The sequence below is a fragment of the Buttiauxella noackiae genome, assembly GCF_000737905.1.
Lineage (GTDB): Bacteria > Pseudomonadota > Gammaproteobacteria > Enterobacterales > Enterobacteriaceae > Buttiauxella > Buttiauxella noackiae.
The window spans coordinates 995,287-1,009,072 of sequence record NZ_JPRU01000001.1; the positions used below are offsets into that span (position 1 = coordinate 995,287).

Here is a 13,786-nt window from a genome sequence, read left to right on the forward strand (position 1 = left end):
ATTGATAATGATTATCATTGTTACATTGATTGTCATTTGTAAACAGAGTGAAACATGGATAAAGCATTCACCCCTACGAATCCGCAATCTGCGGCTGGCCCACGTCAGATAGACAGCAAGCTTTTGCTCGGCCCTGACGGGCGTGTGGTTATTGTTCACGAAGGCCAGCAATACCAGTTACGTCAGACTCAGGCCGGGAAGTTAATCCTGACCAAATAATCCCTAAATTTAGCCCCAAAATTACGCAAGCCACCCAGGTGTTTCCAAGGCAGCCAGCGCTTTTAAATTTTCCTATGGAGATTTGCGCATGCCTGCTTTACACACAGTCGGCTTCCGTCTGTCATTACTGACTGTTGCGGTTTTTTCTGCCCTGCCCGCTTTCGCGAAAGATGATCAAATGACCGTGGTAGCCACCGGCAACCAACGCAGTACATTTGAAGCGCCAATGATGGTCACCGTGATTGACGCAACTACCCCTGAAAGCCAAACCTCATCATCTGCCGCCGACATGTTGCGCCGCGTGCCAGGAATCACTGTTTCCGGCACCGGCCGCACCAATGGCCAGGACGTCAGCATGCGCGGTTACGATCGCCGTGGCGTGTTGATGCTGGTTGATGGCGTCCGTCAGGGCACGGACACCGGGCACCTTAACAGCACGTTTCTTGACCCGGCTTTAATCAAGCGTATCGAAGTGGTGCGCGGCCCGGCAGCTCTGCTGTACGGCAGCGGCGCACTCGGCGGTGTGATTTCTTATGAAACAGCAGATGCCAGCGATTTGCTATATGAAGGTCAGAACAGTGGTTTCCGCGTGTTTGGTAGCGGTGCAACGGGCGATCACAGTGTCGGAATGGGTGCCAGCGCCTTTGGCCGCATGGATAACCTCGATGGACTGGTTGCCTGGTCGAGCCGCGACCGTGGCGACATTCGCCAGAGTGATGGTGAAACGGCTCCAAATGATGAAAATATCAGCAACTTCCTGACTAAAGGCACCTGGTATATCGATCCGGCGCAATCTCTTGCAGGTTCTGTGCGTTATTACAATAACGCCGCGCAGGAACCTAAAAACCCGCAAACCACCAATGCAGATCCGAGTAACCCGATGGTTGATCGTTCAACCATTCAGCGTGATGCACAGCTGAAGTACCACATTGGGCCAGACCAAAGCGACTGGCTGAATGCCGATGCTACTGCTTACTGGTCTGAAGCGCGTATCAACGCGCAGGGCCAAACTGATGGTGCTGAATTCCGCAAACAAACGACAACAGGCGGAAAAGTCGAAAACCGCAGCCGCGCATTTACCGACAGTTTCGCAGCCCACCTGCTGACTTATGGCGGTGAGTATTATCGTCAGGATCAAAAACCAGGCGGCAACACCACAGGTTTCCCGCAGGCCAACATCGACTTTGGCTCCGGCTGGTTACAGGATGAAATCACCCTGCGCGATCTGCCTGTTTCCCTGTTAGCCGGTACACGATATGACAATTACAGCGGCAGCAGTGATGGCTATGACGATGTAAATGCAGATAAATGGTCATCCCGTGGTGCGTTATCCATTACACCAACCGACTGGCTGATGCTGTTTGGTTCTTATGCGCAGGCATTCCGCGCCCCGACCATGGGCGAAATGTATAACGACGCCAAACACTTCTCTATCGGCACGCGTTACACCAACTACTGGGTTCCGAACCCAAATCTGCGCCCGGAAACTAACGAAACGCAGGAGTACGGTTTTGGCTTACGCTTTGACGATCTAATGCTGGCTGAAGATGGCCTCGAATTTAAAGCCAGCTACTTCGACACCAAAGCAAAAGACTACATTTCTACCACCGTCGATTTCGCCAAAGCGACCACCATGTCCTATAACGTCCCTGATGCCAAAATCTGGGGTTGGGATATGACGGCGAAATACACCAGTGCGTGGTTCAGTTTAGATCTGGCCTACAACCGCACCCGTGGTAAAGACACCGATACAGGTGACTGGATTTCAAGCCTTAATCCGGACACGGTCACCAGCATTCTGGATATACCCGTTGCTCAAAGCGGTTTCTCCGTGGGCTGGGTGGGCACTTTTGCTGAACGCTCAACGCACATCAGCAGCAGCTATAGCGCCCAGGCAGGTTACGGCGTGAACGATTTCTATGTCAGCTATACAGGCCAGCAGCAGTTACGCGGGCTAACCACTTCCCTGGTACTGGGTAACGCCTTTGATAAGGAATACTGGTCGCCACAGGGGCTCCCACAAGATGGCCGTAACGGCAAAATCTTCGTTAGTTATCAATGGTAAGGAAGCAATATGACTCAGCATTATGAAAACTGGTTGCAGCTCAAACAACAGCACCCTAAAAAATATGCTCGCGATATCGCAAAACTGATGAGCATCAGCGAGGCCGAACTGACTCATGCTCGTGTAGGGCATGATGCATGGCGCTTAAAAGGTGAAGTTCGCGACATTCTCGCCTCCCTTGAAAGTGTTGGCGAAATCAAATCCATTTGCCGTAACGAATATGCGGTGCATGAACATGTTGGGCGTTTTGAAAACCAACAACTTCACGGTCACGCAGGGCTGGTTCTTAACCCGCGAGCTCTGGATTTGCGTTTGTTTCTGAACCAATGGGCTTTCGCTTTCCACATCCGTGAAGAAACCGCTCGCGGCGAGCGTCAGAGTATTCAGTTCTTTGACCATCAGGGCGATGCGCTGCTGAAGGTGTATACCACCGACAATACCGATTTCGCGGCCTGGGGCGATATGCTTGCGAAGTTTATCTATGCCGATAACCCGGAGCTTGAGCTGCAAGCGGTACAAGAAAACGTGATGACGCCTGCGGTGGATGGCCAACAGGTTGATTCCGAATGGCGTAGCCTGCGTGATGTGCATCAGTTCTTTGGTCTGCTCAAACGCCACCAGCTGACTCGCCAGCAGGCATTCCGCCTGGTTGCTGAAGATCTGGCCTGCCAGGTTGATAACAGCGCACTGGCGCAGCTGTTAGCTCAGGCTAAACAGGATCAAAATGAAATTATGATCTTCGTTGGCAACCAGGGCACCGTGCAGATTTTCACCGGCAAGGTGGAAAAAGTTGTGCCAATGGATAACTGGATCAACATCTTCAACCCGCAATTCACCTTGCACTTGATGGGAGACACCATCGCTGAAAGCTGGGTGACACGTAAACCAAGTGGTGATGGCTTTGTAACGAGCCTGGAACTGTTTGCGGCTGACGGCACGCAAATCGCGCAGCTTTACGGCCAACGTACCGAAGGCGAACCTGAGCAGCAGCAGTGGCGCTCACAGCTGGAAGCATTGGTAAGCAAAGGGCTGGCCGCATGAAACGCTGGTTAATTGCTCTGCTTGCAATGCCAGTGATTGCCGCGGCCAATGAACGAGTGGTGGCAATTGGTGGCGACGTAACGGAAATTGCCTTTGCATTAGGTTCGGGTGACCAACTGGTCGCCCGGGACAGCACCAGCCTCCATCCGGAGGCTGCAACAAAGCTTCCGGATGTCGGTTACTTGCGCCAGCTTAATGCCGAAGGGATTCTGGCTATGCGCCCGACGCTGGTACTCGCGAGTGCGCAGGCCAAACCTTCACTCGCGCTTGAACAAGTCGCCAGTAGCAACGTGAAAGTAGTCACTATTCCAGCGAGTAATTCGCTGGATGCTATCGACGAGAAAATTGACGCAGTCGCTCAAGCGATGGGGAAAACGGCCGAGGGTGATGTTTTGCGCAAACAAGTGCATAGCAAACTGGCGTCGATTCCTGAAAAACCATTGCTGGTGAAAGTGCTGTTCATCATGAGTCACGGTGGCATGACTGCCATGGCTGCCGGGCAAGAGACGGCGGCTGATGCTGCGATTCGCGCCGCGGGTTTGCAAAATGCGATGCAAGGTTTCAAACGTTATCAGCCAATGTCGCAGGAGGGCGTTATTGCCAGCCAACCGCAATTGGTACTGGTCACAGCCGACGGTGTGAAAACGCTGGGTGGTGAAGATAACGTCTGGAAACTGCCAGGTCTTGCGCAAACTCCCGCTGGGAAAACTCGTCAGTTGTTAGTCGTGGACGATATGGCATTGCTCGGTTTCGGCCTGCAAACACCAGATGCGATCCTTGCATTACGCCATAAAGCGGAGCAATTGCCTTGATACGTCGCCCCCTGCCTCAACGAGCCCTGTTCGCTATGATTCTGGCGTTATTGGCTCTGTCTTTGGTCGCTGCCAATTTAGGTGCAATGCGTCTTTCCATCGCCGTGTTGTGGCAAGCCCAGGATGAGGCGCTGCGCCATATCTGGCTTAACATTCGTTTGCCGCGAGTGTTGCTTGCAACGCTTGTCGGCGGCGCACTGGCGCTTTCAGGCTGCGTCATGCAGGGGCTATTTCGCAACCCGCTTGCTGACCCGGGTTTACTTGGGATCAGTAGCGGTGCTGCACTTGCGGTTGGGTTTTCTGTGGTCTTGCCGCTAGCGCTACCGGCAGTCCTCGCATTATATGTTCCAATGCTTGCAGCATTTGTTGGCAGTCTCGCGGTTACGCTGGTGATCTTCTTCTTAAGTCGCCAGGGTAACAACAGTCTATCCCGGCTGTTGCTGGTGGGGATCGCCATAAATGCATTATGCGGTGCGGCTGTCGGTGTACTTTCCTGGATCAGTAACGATGCCCAATTGCGTCAATTGTCGCTTTGGGGAATGGGGAGTCTTGGGCAAGCACAGTGGTCAACCTTGCTTGCTACTGCTTCGTTTATTCTCCCGGCTTCGCTGGCCATCGCGTTTCTGTCCAGACGCCTTAACCTGTTACAGCTTGGAGATGAAGAAGCCCATTATCTTGGTGTAGACGTCAAAAAAACCCAACGGCAACTCCTCATCTTAAGTGCATTGTTAGTCGCAGCATCCGTCGCCGTAAGCGGTGTGATTGGTTTTGTTGGTTTAGTTGTGCCGCACTTAGTACGGATGTGGCTAGGTGCCGATCATCGCTGGCTGATTCCCGGCTCAGTGCTGGCGGGTGCGATGCTTTTGTTGGTTGCTGATACCCTCGCCCGCACGCTGGTTGCCCCCGCTGAAATGCCCGTTGGCCTGCTGACCAGCCTGCTTGGCGGCCCATGGTTTTTAGCCATGATCTTCCGCCCTGGGAGGGAAAGTGATGGATGATTTGCTGCAGGCGAAAAACGTTACGTTTCGCCCAGGCGAGCGAAAATTGCTCGATGACATTAATCTGACGCTGGCTGTCGGTGAAGTCGTGGCGCTAATCGGCCCTAACGGTGCAGGAAAATCTACGCTGCTACGAGTGCTGACCGGTTTTCAGCCACCAGATGAGGGTGAAATTTCTCTTGCTGGACGCCCACTTACAGCATGGTCTGGAGATGCCCTGTCGCGTAAACGTGCGGTCATGCGCCAGCGCAGCGGTATGGCCTTTAGCTGGGCCGTTGAAGATGTGATTGCTATGGGGCGTGCGCCGTGGCCGGAGAAAGAGACTAAATCTGTCGTTCAGGAAGTGATGGCACTAACGGGGTGCGATACGCTTGCCGGGCGCGATTTCTGCCAGCTTTCTGGCGGTGAACAGCAGCGCGTGCAGCTGGCTCGTGCATTGGCTCAGCTGTGGCTTGATGGGAAACCCCACGGCTGGCTGTTTTTAGATGAACCCACCTCTGCGCTCGATCTTTATCATCAGCAACATATCTTACGTTTACTGCGACGTTTATCGCTGATGGGAACGTTGTCGGTTTGCGTAGTGCTGCATGATTTGAATCTTGCCGCACTTTGGGCTGACCGGATTGTATTGCTGCATGAAGGGAAGCTGGTGGCAAATGGCACTCCGCGAGATGTGTTGAACGAATCGACGTTGCAACATTGGTATCAGGCGGATTTACGGGTGTTCAATCATCCAGAACACCCTGTACCCCAGGTGTGGTTACAGCAGTGATCGCTTCGCCGGATGACGCTGCGCTTATCCGACCTACAAAAGTCGTAGCGCCATCCACCGGTTTTTTAGCTTGAACAACTCACTTCTAACCGTTTGCCCCAGTCCGGCGGACGTTGTGTCAAATCGTCCGGATGTTCAGCAAATGGATGGCGAAGTGCTTCATGTAGTTCAGCCAGAACACTTACATCCCCTTTATTGGCGGCATCAATGGCACGCTGAGCTAACCAGTTACGCAGAACAATTGAAGGATTCGCAGCTTTCATTGCCTGCTGACGTTGTTCGTCAGTAATCTGCTCAATTTGCAGACGAGTTCGATAGCGGGTAAACCAGCTATCAAAAGCAGCTCTGTCGATAAATTCATCCCGTAGCGGCGAGCTTGCTGAATTTTGCTCAGTCAGGCTTAGCATTCTGAAAGTGCGCGTGTAATCGCTACCCTCTTTTGCCATCAAGCCAAACAGTTCCGTGAGAATGTCATTATCTGCCGTTTGTTCAGTCAACAGTCCCAGTTTACCGCGCATTAATTCCCCGAATGCTTTCATCAGCGCGAACTGATAGTGGTCGAGCAACTCTTTTAGCCATTCGACCGAGATAAACGGTGATAGCGTCTGCGCGAGGCGTTGCAGGTTCCACAGGCCTACGGCTGGTTGATTATCAAAAGCATAACGCCCCTGATGATCGGAATGGTTGCAGATAAAATCAGGCTGATAGTCATCAAGGAAACCGTACGGGCCGTAATCCATCGTCAGGCCGAGAATCGACATATTGTCGGTATTCATCACCCCATGGGCGAACCCAACAGTTTGCCAGTTGGCAATCATCTGTGCGGTACGCTCGACAACATCGCGGAACCAAAGCTGATATTTATCTTTTTCATCAACCAGATGCGGCCAGTGATGGGCAATCACATAATCCGCCAGTTGCTGAACCTTTTCAGGTTCACGGCGATAGTAGAAATGCTCGAAGTGACCAAACCTGGCGTGGCTTTGCGCCACACGAATCAGCATTGCGCCTTGCTCAGTGGTTTCGCGACGTACCGGAGTGTCGCTGGTGACGATACTGAGCGCACGCGTGGTTGGAATTCCTAAGCCATGCATCGCTTCGCTGGCGAGAAATTCACGCACCGTTGAGCGCAACACGGCGCGGCCATCGCCCATCCGCGAATAAGGCGTTAAGCCTGCGCCTTTCAAGTGCCAATCAAATTTGCGTCCGTCAGCCAGTTGCTGTTCACCGAGCAAAATACCGCGCCCGTCGCCAAGTTGCCCCGCCCAGACACCAAACTGATGTCCGCTATAAACCTGAGCTAAAGGCTGCATACCCGGAAGTAGCGTTTCACCACTCCAGATACCCGCATGAGATTGGTCAAACAATGAGGTATCAAGCCCAAGGTCATCAGCCAATGGACGGTTATAATAAAAAAGCCGGGAATGATGCAGCGGCGTGGGCTTCAGAGCCGTGTAAAAGCCGGGCAATTCATCGTGCCAGCTATTGTTAAATACAGGTTTATTGGTCATGTTACCTCCTGCCGATAGTGTAGTGCTTGTCTGAGGTTTTAAACACAGCACGTTGGCAGGGGTATTCACTCGAGCGGGTTAATTAGAATGAAACCAGTCGGTTAATGCCTCAGGTGCAATAGCTGGCCAATAATTCCCCTGCATGGCAAAGGTAGTTAATGAGAGGACTTTCTTGCGCGCTGCGTCATCATCAATACCCGTTATAATCAGTGTCTGGCAAAAAGGAGTCAGTTGGGCAAGCATTGCTAGCATAAAGGGTTCAAAAGAACGTTGTTTAATTTGTTTATGAATAAATAATTTATCCATAAATACACGTTTAAATAGCCCATCAAAAATCGGTTTAGTCGTCGCCACTCCCGCACCAAAATTAGCCAGCGCTAATGAATAATGCTTACACATTGTTACTAAACGCGTATTTTCATTGCCATGATTTAACTCGGGGAAGTTTTCATTGATAGAAAACTCAATGAACGGAAGCTGCGCCAGGCGCGAAGCCAGCGCTGAATTGGCTAAAACCTCATCAACAATTACCGCACTTATATTCACCCAGACAACCATGTTCTGAGCCTTAAAGAATTCTTGATAGTTTTCGAGTAATTCTATTTGCTCATGAAACAATATTAATTGCTGTTCTGATTTAATAACCGGCGCAACTAATTCTGTTGGAATACGCACCGGCGCATCGACTCCAACAAAATTAACTAATAATTCAACACCTAAAACTTCACCCTGCGGCAAGTAAACAGGCTGGAAATAAAAATCCGAACGATATTGTGTATCGAGTACGAGGATCATATGGCCAGCCGTGTTTCGCATGAGGTGGAGGGCATCGTGACACGATGAACATCCAGCGTTAACTGGATTGATTTGATTGTATTTAAACGCAAGGTCATCCTTGATATGTGTATCAGATTCTTTTTGAATATAATTATATTATCCTGGTTATCTTCCTATCGCCAGTTTTAGCGAATATGACGGACAGAATCACGGTGGATTATCTTGGGAGAAAAAGATTCATTCTCATAATTATTTTCCAATAATTTACGGATCGCAAAACGCGCCATTTCACTTATCGGAAAATGAACACTGGTAATTGCAGGTCGAACAAATGCGGCTCTTTCTCCACTGTCGTAACAAACAAGTGAGATATCCTGGGGAATTCGCAGCCCGCGTTCAGTGATTGCCAGCATTGCACCTACCGCCAACTCCTCATTACAACAATAAATAGCCGTCGGTTGGGCACTCTCCAGTAACTGAGATGCCAATTGATAGCCACCCGGCATGTCGTACTCGCCACCCAGCACCGCAACCGGCAACAGCTGCGCCTGATTCATTGCATCAATAAAACCCTGAAGACGTAGTAAGCTTGAAGATCGTCCACTCGGCCCATGCAAACAAGCAATTGCAGTATGGCCTGCATCAATAAAAACCTGAGTGGCAAGAGCACTCGCCGCGCGATGATCAAACACCACACAGCGTGATTCAAGCCCCGGAACGTCCCGGTCAAGAATAATGAATTTGCGATCTTGTTCAGCCAGTTGCACAAGAGTGCCATCGGTGATGGCGCGGACGTGTAATATCAGGCCATCACAACGTAAATTAAACAGCCGCTGAATTGCATTGAGCTCTTTCTCAGCAGTATCACGCCCTTGGGTCACTAATAACTGTTTTCCGTGTAATTCAGTTTCACTCTGAATGGTATCCATCAGTGCCCCGAAGAAACCGCCACGATAAGAGGTCGTGACAAGCCCTAATGTATTGCTCTGACTGGATGCTAAAGCTCGAGCCGCAGGATTCGGCGTGTAGCCTAATTCAATGATCGCCGCTTCAACTTTGATTCGGGTCTGTGTTTTAACTTTATTGTCGCCATTCACCACGCGCGAGACGGTCGCCCGGGATACACCTGCGCTGGCGGCAACATCTTCGAGAGTCACCATGAACTATCCTTTAGTAGGAGCGAAATGCTCCCAGATATTACCTGATATTGTGAATCGTACCTGGGTTAGCCGCGGAATTGCTGAAGGGAGTCACGTTTAGGGCCAATAGCCTGGCCCTGGTCGAGGAAAATAACGGTGCTAGATACGGCGGGCCTGCCAGAATTTCTTGCTCCAGTAGACATTATCGAGCGACGATCGCATCACGCCACGGCTGGTCGAGGCATGAATGAATTGGTTGTCCGTATCGTAAATACCAACATGCAGGCCACTTTCACCGGACCCCGTCTTAAAGAACACCAGATCGCCCGGGAGTAAATCATCTTTATCAATTTCAGTGCCAATTTTGGCCTGCTGGCGCGTTTCGCGTGGCAGTTGCAGATCAAACCGGTCGCGGAAAGTAATTGACACAAAACCGGAACAATCGACGCCACGACGGCTCATGCCACCATAACGATACGGAGTGCCATGCCAGCCGCTGAGTTGATCATTAAGCCTGGCAATCACCGTTATCGAGTCTGAAAGACGAGAATTTGGAGGTGGCGCATGATGGCTACACCCAGCGAGCACCAGACATGCCACTACAAGAATCCATACACGCATTTTCAGGCTAGTCCTCACCCGTTTATAATTTCCAGTAATTTAGCGCTTACCTATGATTTGGTGCAAGTTTTTACCAGCAATTAAAGTGTGGCTATCAGCATGCTGTGCCCTTCAACCTGCATTCTACGAAAGTGCATGTTATAGGCTGTCGCTAAATGTTGCACAGACAGCACATCATCCCGCTTACCTTGTGCAATCATTTTACCCGCACGCAATAACCAGACAGTATGGGCATGACGCAAACTGTGGTTCAAATCATGGCTGCTCATCAACACCGCAATGCCCGCTTCGCATAACGCCATCAGAATTCTGTCCAGCGCAGTTTGCTGCGCAATATCCAGGCTGTTCATTGGCTCATCCAGCAGGAGCAAGCGCCCATGCTGATTAATTTCAGGATGAATTTGTAACACGACGGCTGCGAGGCGAACACGCTGCCACTCGCCGCCAGAAAGCTGGTTAACACTGCGCGTAAGTTTATCTGTCAGACCCAAACTGCCAACGAGCTTGAGCATCACGCTATCGTCAGGAGTGACTTGTTGATGCATTTGCAGGTAGTGCCAGACAGGCATGGAAAATGGTGGCATCTGTTGCTGAGAAAGATAAGCACGATGGCGAGCCAGTTGCGTGGGTTGCCATTCGTTCAGGTTGCTGCCGGCAAAGGTTATTTCCCCGCCTCCCAAACTCAACCCTGCAGCTCTCATTAACAATGTGCTTTTCCCCGCGCCGTTTGGCCCGACAAGATGCACCAGTTCGCCCGTGTGTACAATGGCGGAAATCGGCCCAAGCCGCTCCGCCACAACCACATCGTTAAGCTGTAACAACGACATTATCTCGCCAGCGCCGACTTGATAGCACCAATAACAACCGGGTCTTCAGGTGTCATATCAGGTGAGAAACGTTGAATAACCTGGCCATCGCGCCCGATAAGGAATTTCTCGAAGTTCCACAGAATATCGCCAGCATGAGCGGGTGCACGACCTTTGCTGCTCATGCGTTCAAAAAAGCCACTCCCATCAGGCGCAACCGCAGTTGGCGCGGCAGCCACTAATTTTTGGTACAACGGGTGACGATTCTCTCCATTGACATCCACTTTGCTAAACATAGGGAACGTCACACCATAAGTAGTGCTGCAAAAGGTTTTGATCTCTTCTTCGCTACCCGGCTCCTGGCCCAGGAACTGGTTGCATGGGAAACCAAGAACCGAGAAACCTTCGTGTTGCAGCTCTTTTTGCAGATTCTCTAATTGTTCGTATTGCACCGTCAGGCCGCATTTAGAGGCTACGTTCACCACCAGCAGTACTTTACCTTTCCAGTTTTCGAGCGTTGTCGCTTCACCATCAATGGTAGTGACTTCAGTATTCAGAATGTCTTGCATTGTGTCCCCTTAAATTGAAATCAAACGATGGTTATTTCCCAGCTTTTAATAGTAGCCATATAAATAGCGGAGCGCCCAGGGTTGCTGTCACAACACCTATCGGCAATTCAGCCGAAACAAGTGCCAGACGTGCAATGACATCAGCCCCAAGCAACACTGTTGAACCTGCCAGCGCACTGGCAGGCAATAAGATACGGTGATCCGTTAGCCCCTTCAGACGCAGCATATGTGGGATGACCAGGCCGATAAAACCAATAGCACCGGCAAGTGCCACACTCACACCGACCAACCAGCCAGTTGCAATGACCATAATATTGCGCCACAACCAGACAGGCAGGCCGAGCTGACGAGCTGACATTTCACCCAACGCCATTAAGTTCAGGGGGGCGTAGTTGCGGCATAACCACAACATCACAGGCAGCAGAGTTATCATCAACCACCATTGCCGCCAGTCTACACCTCCAAAACCACCCATCATCCAATACATTAACTGGCGTAAGTCGAGGCTTGAACTGAAATAGATAGCCCAGGTCATCAGCGCACTACAGATAATCCCCAGAGCCACACCCGCAAGCAACAATCGACTATTTGAAAGATGCCGCCGCGAAAAACGTAACAGGATAAATGTGATAATCAGCGCACCGGCGATCGCGCAAATTCCCAGGATCCAGTCCGGCAGCATCCCTTGCCCAAGTAATACCGCAGCGACCAGCGCAACACCTGCACCATTGGATACACCAAGCAGGCCCGGCTCGGCCAGCGGGTTTTCGAAAAGGGCCTGCATAATGGTGCCAGAGATCGCCAATGCCGCGCCAACCAATAGCACTGCTAAGGTACGGGGCATGCGGATCTGCCAGATGAACAGTTGAGCATCCTCACGCATCCAGTGTTGCGGAGCAAACCACTGGTCGCCGGCGCTTAAACTCAGCACCACCATCCCCAACATTGTGGCAAACAATGCAAGTAGCCAACGGCGTTCGTGGCGGCGTTGTTGAGCGACAAAAGTGAGCATCTGGGTAATAAGGTCCGATTAGTAGCCATTCATAAATTTGATTTTACGAGGGATTTTCCGCGCAGAACAAGAAGAAAAGAAGAAAGCTGCCAGATGCGGATTTTATAGGCTGATTACCCGCCCTCTTTTTTGATACCACTAAGTGGTTACGTAAGGGATTTTTATAGGGATAGAGCACCTGGCGAATCGTAACGGCGCCTTTTACAGGTACACTATCTTTAAAATATTTTTTGCTATTATCAAATAATCGCATAATCGCATAATCGCATAATCGCATAATCGCACGGCGATGGTTTGCCATTAAATCTCATATCGGGTCGTACTGACCCCAAACGAGGGATAAAACAATGAAACTCACTATTCCTGCCAATTACGTCCACACTAGTGCCACACAATTCTTTGATAAATCGAATGTCCCTGCTGCACTTTTAAGTCATCACAACACTAAAGCCGGCGTCTATGGTCGTCTTTCCGTCATGCGAGGCGCCGTCAAATACTTTGGTTTCGCCGATGCGGAAGCGACAACACCAGATCTGGAACTGGTTATAGAGGCGGGTTGCTTTGGCATCAGCCCCCCGCAGAAATGGCATCGTATTGAGCTGTTGACCGACGATACCTATTTCAATATCGATTTTTTTGCTGAGCCGGAAGTGCAACTGAGCGGGAAAGGTTTTGGTCAGGTAGTGAATACTCACAAGGATTAATAAATGAAGCGAATCGAGATCCCATCACATTACGTTCACACTCGTAGTACGCCTTTCTGGAACCGTGAAACTGCACCTCCGGGTATTTGGCGTCGACATCTTGACGCGGGTACGCGACAGGGGGTCTATCCGCGTTTATCAGTGATGGAAGGAATTATTCGCTATTACAATTTTTCTGACGAGTTTAGCCCCGAAGTGCTGGAAACTTTAACCATCGAGGCAGGCCAATTTGCCGTATTCCCGCCGGAGAAATGGCACTTCATCGAAGCGTTAACAGATGATGTCTTGTTCAGCGTTGATTTCTACGTTGACCCACAAATTTTAATAGAAGGATAAAGTAATAATGATGGATAACGGAGAAGAAAATAAGGGGTATACGCTGGCGATAATGAATCGCAGAACTGGGGCAGTCGCTGAGAAAGTGTATTTGAAGCCTATGGCTCTCTATGTTCCAGTCTTCGCAAATGAGGCTGTCACGACGCTGGTAGACTGCTTAGCACTGTCCGAGGATTGTGCCCTGTGCGATAAAGGTTATGCGCTTTCCGTGACCAACAATAATAACGGGGTGTCTGTAGACAAAGATTTCAGCACGCTTGATGAACTGGCAGCTCCGAATACGGCCGCCGAAATGGTAAAAGAACTGATTAATATCGTGCGCGGTTATGATGAAGATGATGATCATAACGTATGCGGTTGGTAGTTATTCAGGACGGCTCAAAGCAAAGAAAAAGGCCGCTAAA

17 protein-coding genes are annotated in these 13,786 nt (G+C 50.6%); 9 read left to right on the plus strand and 8 right to left on the minus strand.

Going from position 1 to position 13,786, the window contains the following annotated elements; all coding sequences use genetic code 11:
- Positions 1-54: 54 nt before the first annotated feature.
- The 6 genes from hemP to IX31_RS04480 all read left to right on the plus strand — a co-directional run bounded on the left by hemP (position 55) and on the right by IX31_RS04480 (position 5,907).
- Positions 55-219 (plus strand): hemin uptake protein HemP, encoded by a 165-nt coding sequence (hemP, locus tag IX31_RS04455; protein WP_034455958.1) that lies wholly within the window; start codon positions 55-57, stop codon positions 217-219.
- Between the two features lie 88 nt (positions 220-307).
- Positions 308-2,284, plus strand: coding sequence for a TonB-dependent hemoglobin/transferrin/lactoferrin family receptor (locus IX31_RS04460; protein ID WP_034455959.1), 1,977 nt, complete (start codon positions 308-310; stop codon positions 2,282-2,284).
- Positions 2,285-2,293: 9 nt separating this feature from the next.
- On the plus strand, positions 2,294-3,325 hold the full coding sequence (locus IX31_RS04465; protein ID WP_034455960.1) for a hemin-degrading factor: 1,032 nt from the start codon (positions 2,294-2,296) through the stop codon (positions 3,323-3,325).
- The gene (locus IX31_RS04470; protein WP_034455961.1) at positions 3,322-4,137 is read left to right on the plus strand and encodes a heme/hemin ABC transporter substrate-binding protein; all 816 of its coding nucleotides are present in this window, start codon (positions 3,322-3,324) and stop codon (positions 4,135-4,137) included. The genes IX31_RS04465 and IX31_RS04470 overlap by 4 nt, the downstream gene beginning before the upstream one ends.
- A gap of 35 nt (positions 4,138-4,172) precedes the next feature.
- Positions 4,173-5,135: a FecCD family ABC transporter permease gene (locus IX31_RS04475; RefSeq protein ID WP_051880540.1), complete on the plus strand. Its 963-nt coding sequence runs from the start codon at positions 4,173-4,175 to the stop codon at positions 5,133-5,135.
- Entirely contained in the window at positions 5,128-5,907 is a 780-nt protein-coding gene (locus tag IX31_RS04480) for a heme ABC transporter ATP-binding protein (protein WP_034455962.1), read from the plus strand. The genes IX31_RS04475 and IX31_RS04480 overlap by 8 nt, the downstream gene beginning before the upstream one ends.
- A gap of 65 nt (positions 5,908-5,972) precedes the next feature.
- Here IX31_RS04480 and selO read toward each other — a convergent pair whose 3' ends face one another.
- The 8 genes from selO to IX31_RS23390 form a co-directional block, all read right to left on the minus strand.
- Positions 5,973-7,418 carry a protein adenylyltransferase SelO gene (gene selO / locus IX31_RS04485; protein ID WP_034455963.1) on the minus strand — a complete coding sequence of 482 codons (1,446 nt, stop codon included), beginning with the start codon at positions 7,416-7,418 and terminating at the stop codon, positions 5,973-5,975.
- A 78-nt stretch (positions 7,419-7,496) separates the two neighbouring features.
- Complete coding sequence (locus IX31_RS04490; RefSeq protein WP_034457150.1) at positions 7,497-8,213, minus strand: EAL domain-containing protein; 717 nt, start codon at positions 8,211-8,213, stop codon at positions 7,497-7,499.
- A gap of 167 nt (positions 8,214-8,380) precedes the next feature.
- Positions 8,381-9,355 carry a LacI family DNA-binding transcriptional regulator gene (locus IX31_RS04495; RefSeq protein WP_034455964.1) on the minus strand — a complete coding sequence of 325 codons (975 nt, stop codon included), beginning with the start codon at positions 9,353-9,355 and terminating at the stop codon, positions 8,381-8,383.
- 138 nt (positions 9,356-9,493) lie between these two features.
- Positions 9,494-9,955 carry an NlpC/P60 family protein gene (locus IX31_RS04500; RefSeq protein WP_034455965.1) on the minus strand — a complete coding sequence of 154 codons (462 nt, stop codon included), beginning with the start codon at positions 9,953-9,955 and terminating at the stop codon, positions 9,494-9,496.
- An 80-nt stretch (positions 9,956-10,035) separates the two neighbouring features.
- Positions 10,036-10,782 carry a vitamin B12 ABC transporter ATP-binding protein BtuD gene (btuD, locus tag IX31_RS04505; protein WP_034455966.1) on the minus strand — a complete coding sequence of 249 codons (747 nt, stop codon included), beginning with the start codon at positions 10,780-10,782 and terminating at the stop codon, positions 10,036-10,038.
- Positions 10,782-11,330, minus strand: coding sequence for a glutathione peroxidase (locus IX31_RS04510; protein ID WP_034455967.1), 549 nt, complete (start codon positions 11,328-11,330; stop codon positions 10,782-10,784). Before IX31_RS04510 ends, btuD begins: the two co-directional genes overlap by 1 nt.
- 31 nt (positions 11,331-11,361) lie before the next feature.
- On the minus strand, positions 11,362-12,342 hold the full coding sequence (gene btuC / locus IX31_RS04515; RefSeq protein ID WP_034455968.1) for a vitamin B12 ABC transporter permease BtuC: 981 nt from the start codon (positions 12,340-12,342) through the stop codon (positions 11,362-11,364).
- 43 nt (positions 12,343-12,385) lie between these two features.
- Entirely contained in the window at positions 12,386-12,643 is a 258-nt protein-coding gene (locus IX31_RS23390) for a hypothetical protein (RefSeq protein WP_157837362.1), read from the minus strand.
- 46 nt (positions 12,644-12,689) lie between these two features.
- Between IX31_RS23390 and IX31_RS04520 the strand changes: the two genes are divergently transcribed.
- From IX31_RS04520 to IX31_RS04530, 3 genes are read left to right on the plus strand one after another with little or no spacing between them, the layout of a single operon-like run.
- The gene (locus tag IX31_RS04520) at positions 12,690-13,046 is read left to right on the plus strand and encodes a TehB family protein (RefSeq protein ID WP_034455969.1); all 357 of its coding nucleotides are present in this window, start codon (positions 12,690-12,692) and stop codon (positions 13,044-13,046) included.
- Between the two features lie 3 nt (positions 13,047-13,049).
- Complete coding sequence (locus IX31_RS04525; RefSeq protein ID WP_034455970.1) at positions 13,050-13,382, plus strand: TehB family protein; 333 nt, start codon at positions 13,050-13,052, stop codon at positions 13,380-13,382.
- Positions 13,383-13,389: 7 nt separating this feature from the next.
- Positions 13,390-13,746 carry a DUF1869 domain-containing protein gene (locus tag IX31_RS04530; protein ID WP_034455971.1) on the plus strand — a complete coding sequence of 119 codons (357 nt, stop codon included), beginning with the start codon at positions 13,390-13,392 and terminating at the stop codon, positions 13,744-13,746.
- Positions 13,747-13,786: the final 40 nt, after the last annotated feature.

Excerpts from the sequence above, each read along its gene's own strand:
- IX31_RS04475 (WP_051880540.1), top strand. The coding sequence starts at position 4,173 with ATGATTCTGGCGTTATTGGCTCTGTCTTTGGTCGCTGCCAATTTAGGT.
- hemP (WP_034455958.1), top strand. The coding sequence starts at position 55 with ATGGATAAAGCATTCACCCCTACGAATCCGCAATCTGCGGCTGGCCCA.
- IX31_RS23390 (WP_157837362.1), bottom strand. The coding sequence starts at position 12,643 with ATGGCAAACCATCGCCGTGCGATTATGCGATTATGCGATTATGCGATT.
- btuD (WP_034455966.1), bottom strand. The coding sequence starts at position 10,782 with ATGTCGTTGTTACAGCTTAACGATGTGGTTGTGGCGGAGCGGCTTGGG.
- IX31_RS04460 (WP_034455959.1), top strand. The coding sequence starts at position 308 with ATGCCTGCTTTACACACAGTCGGCTTCCGTCTGTCATTACTGACTGTT.
- selO (WP_034455963.1), bottom strand. The coding sequence starts at position 7,418 with ATGACCAATAAACCTGTATTTAACAATAGCTGGCACGATGAATTGCCC.
- IX31_RS04500 (WP_034455965.1), bottom strand. The coding sequence starts at position 9,955 with ATGCGTGTATGGATTCTTGTAGTGGCATGTCTGGTGCTCGCTGGGTGT.
- btuC (WP_034455968.1), bottom strand. The coding sequence starts at position 12,342 with ATGCTCACTTTTGTCGCTCAACAACGCCGCCACGAACGCCGTTGGCTA.
- IX31_RS04465 (WP_034455960.1), top strand. The coding sequence starts at position 2,294 with ATGACTCAGCATTATGAAAACTGGTTGCAGCTCAAACAACAGCACCCT.
- IX31_RS04470 (WP_034455961.1), top strand. The coding sequence starts at position 3,322 with ATGAAACGCTGGTTAATTGCTCTGCTTGCAATGCCAGTGATTGCCGCG.
- IX31_RS04520 (WP_034455969.1), top strand. The coding sequence starts at position 12,690 with ATGAAACTCACTATTCCTGCCAATTACGTCCACACTAGTGCCACACAA.
- IX31_RS04530 (WP_034455971.1), top strand. The coding sequence starts at position 13,390 with ATGATGGATAACGGAGAAGAAAATAAGGGGTATACGCTGGCGATAATG.
- IX31_RS04510 (WP_034455967.1), bottom strand. The coding sequence starts at position 11,330 with ATGCAAGACATTCTGAATACTGAAGTCACTACCATTGATGGTGAAGCG.
- IX31_RS04525 (WP_034455970.1), top strand. The coding sequence starts at position 13,050 with ATGAAGCGAATCGAGATCCCATCACATTACGTTCACACTCGTAGTACG.
- IX31_RS04495 (WP_034455964.1), bottom strand. The coding sequence starts at position 9,355 with ATGGTGACTCTCGAAGATGTTGCCGCCAGCGCAGGTGTATCCCGGGCG.
- IX31_RS04490 (WP_034457150.1), bottom strand. The coding sequence starts at position 8,213 with ATGATCCTCGTACTCGATACACAATATCGTTCGGATTTTTATTTCCAG.
- IX31_RS04480 (WP_034455962.1), top strand. The coding sequence starts at position 5,128 with ATGGATGATTTGCTGCAGGCGAAAAACGTTACGTTTCGCCCAGGCGAG.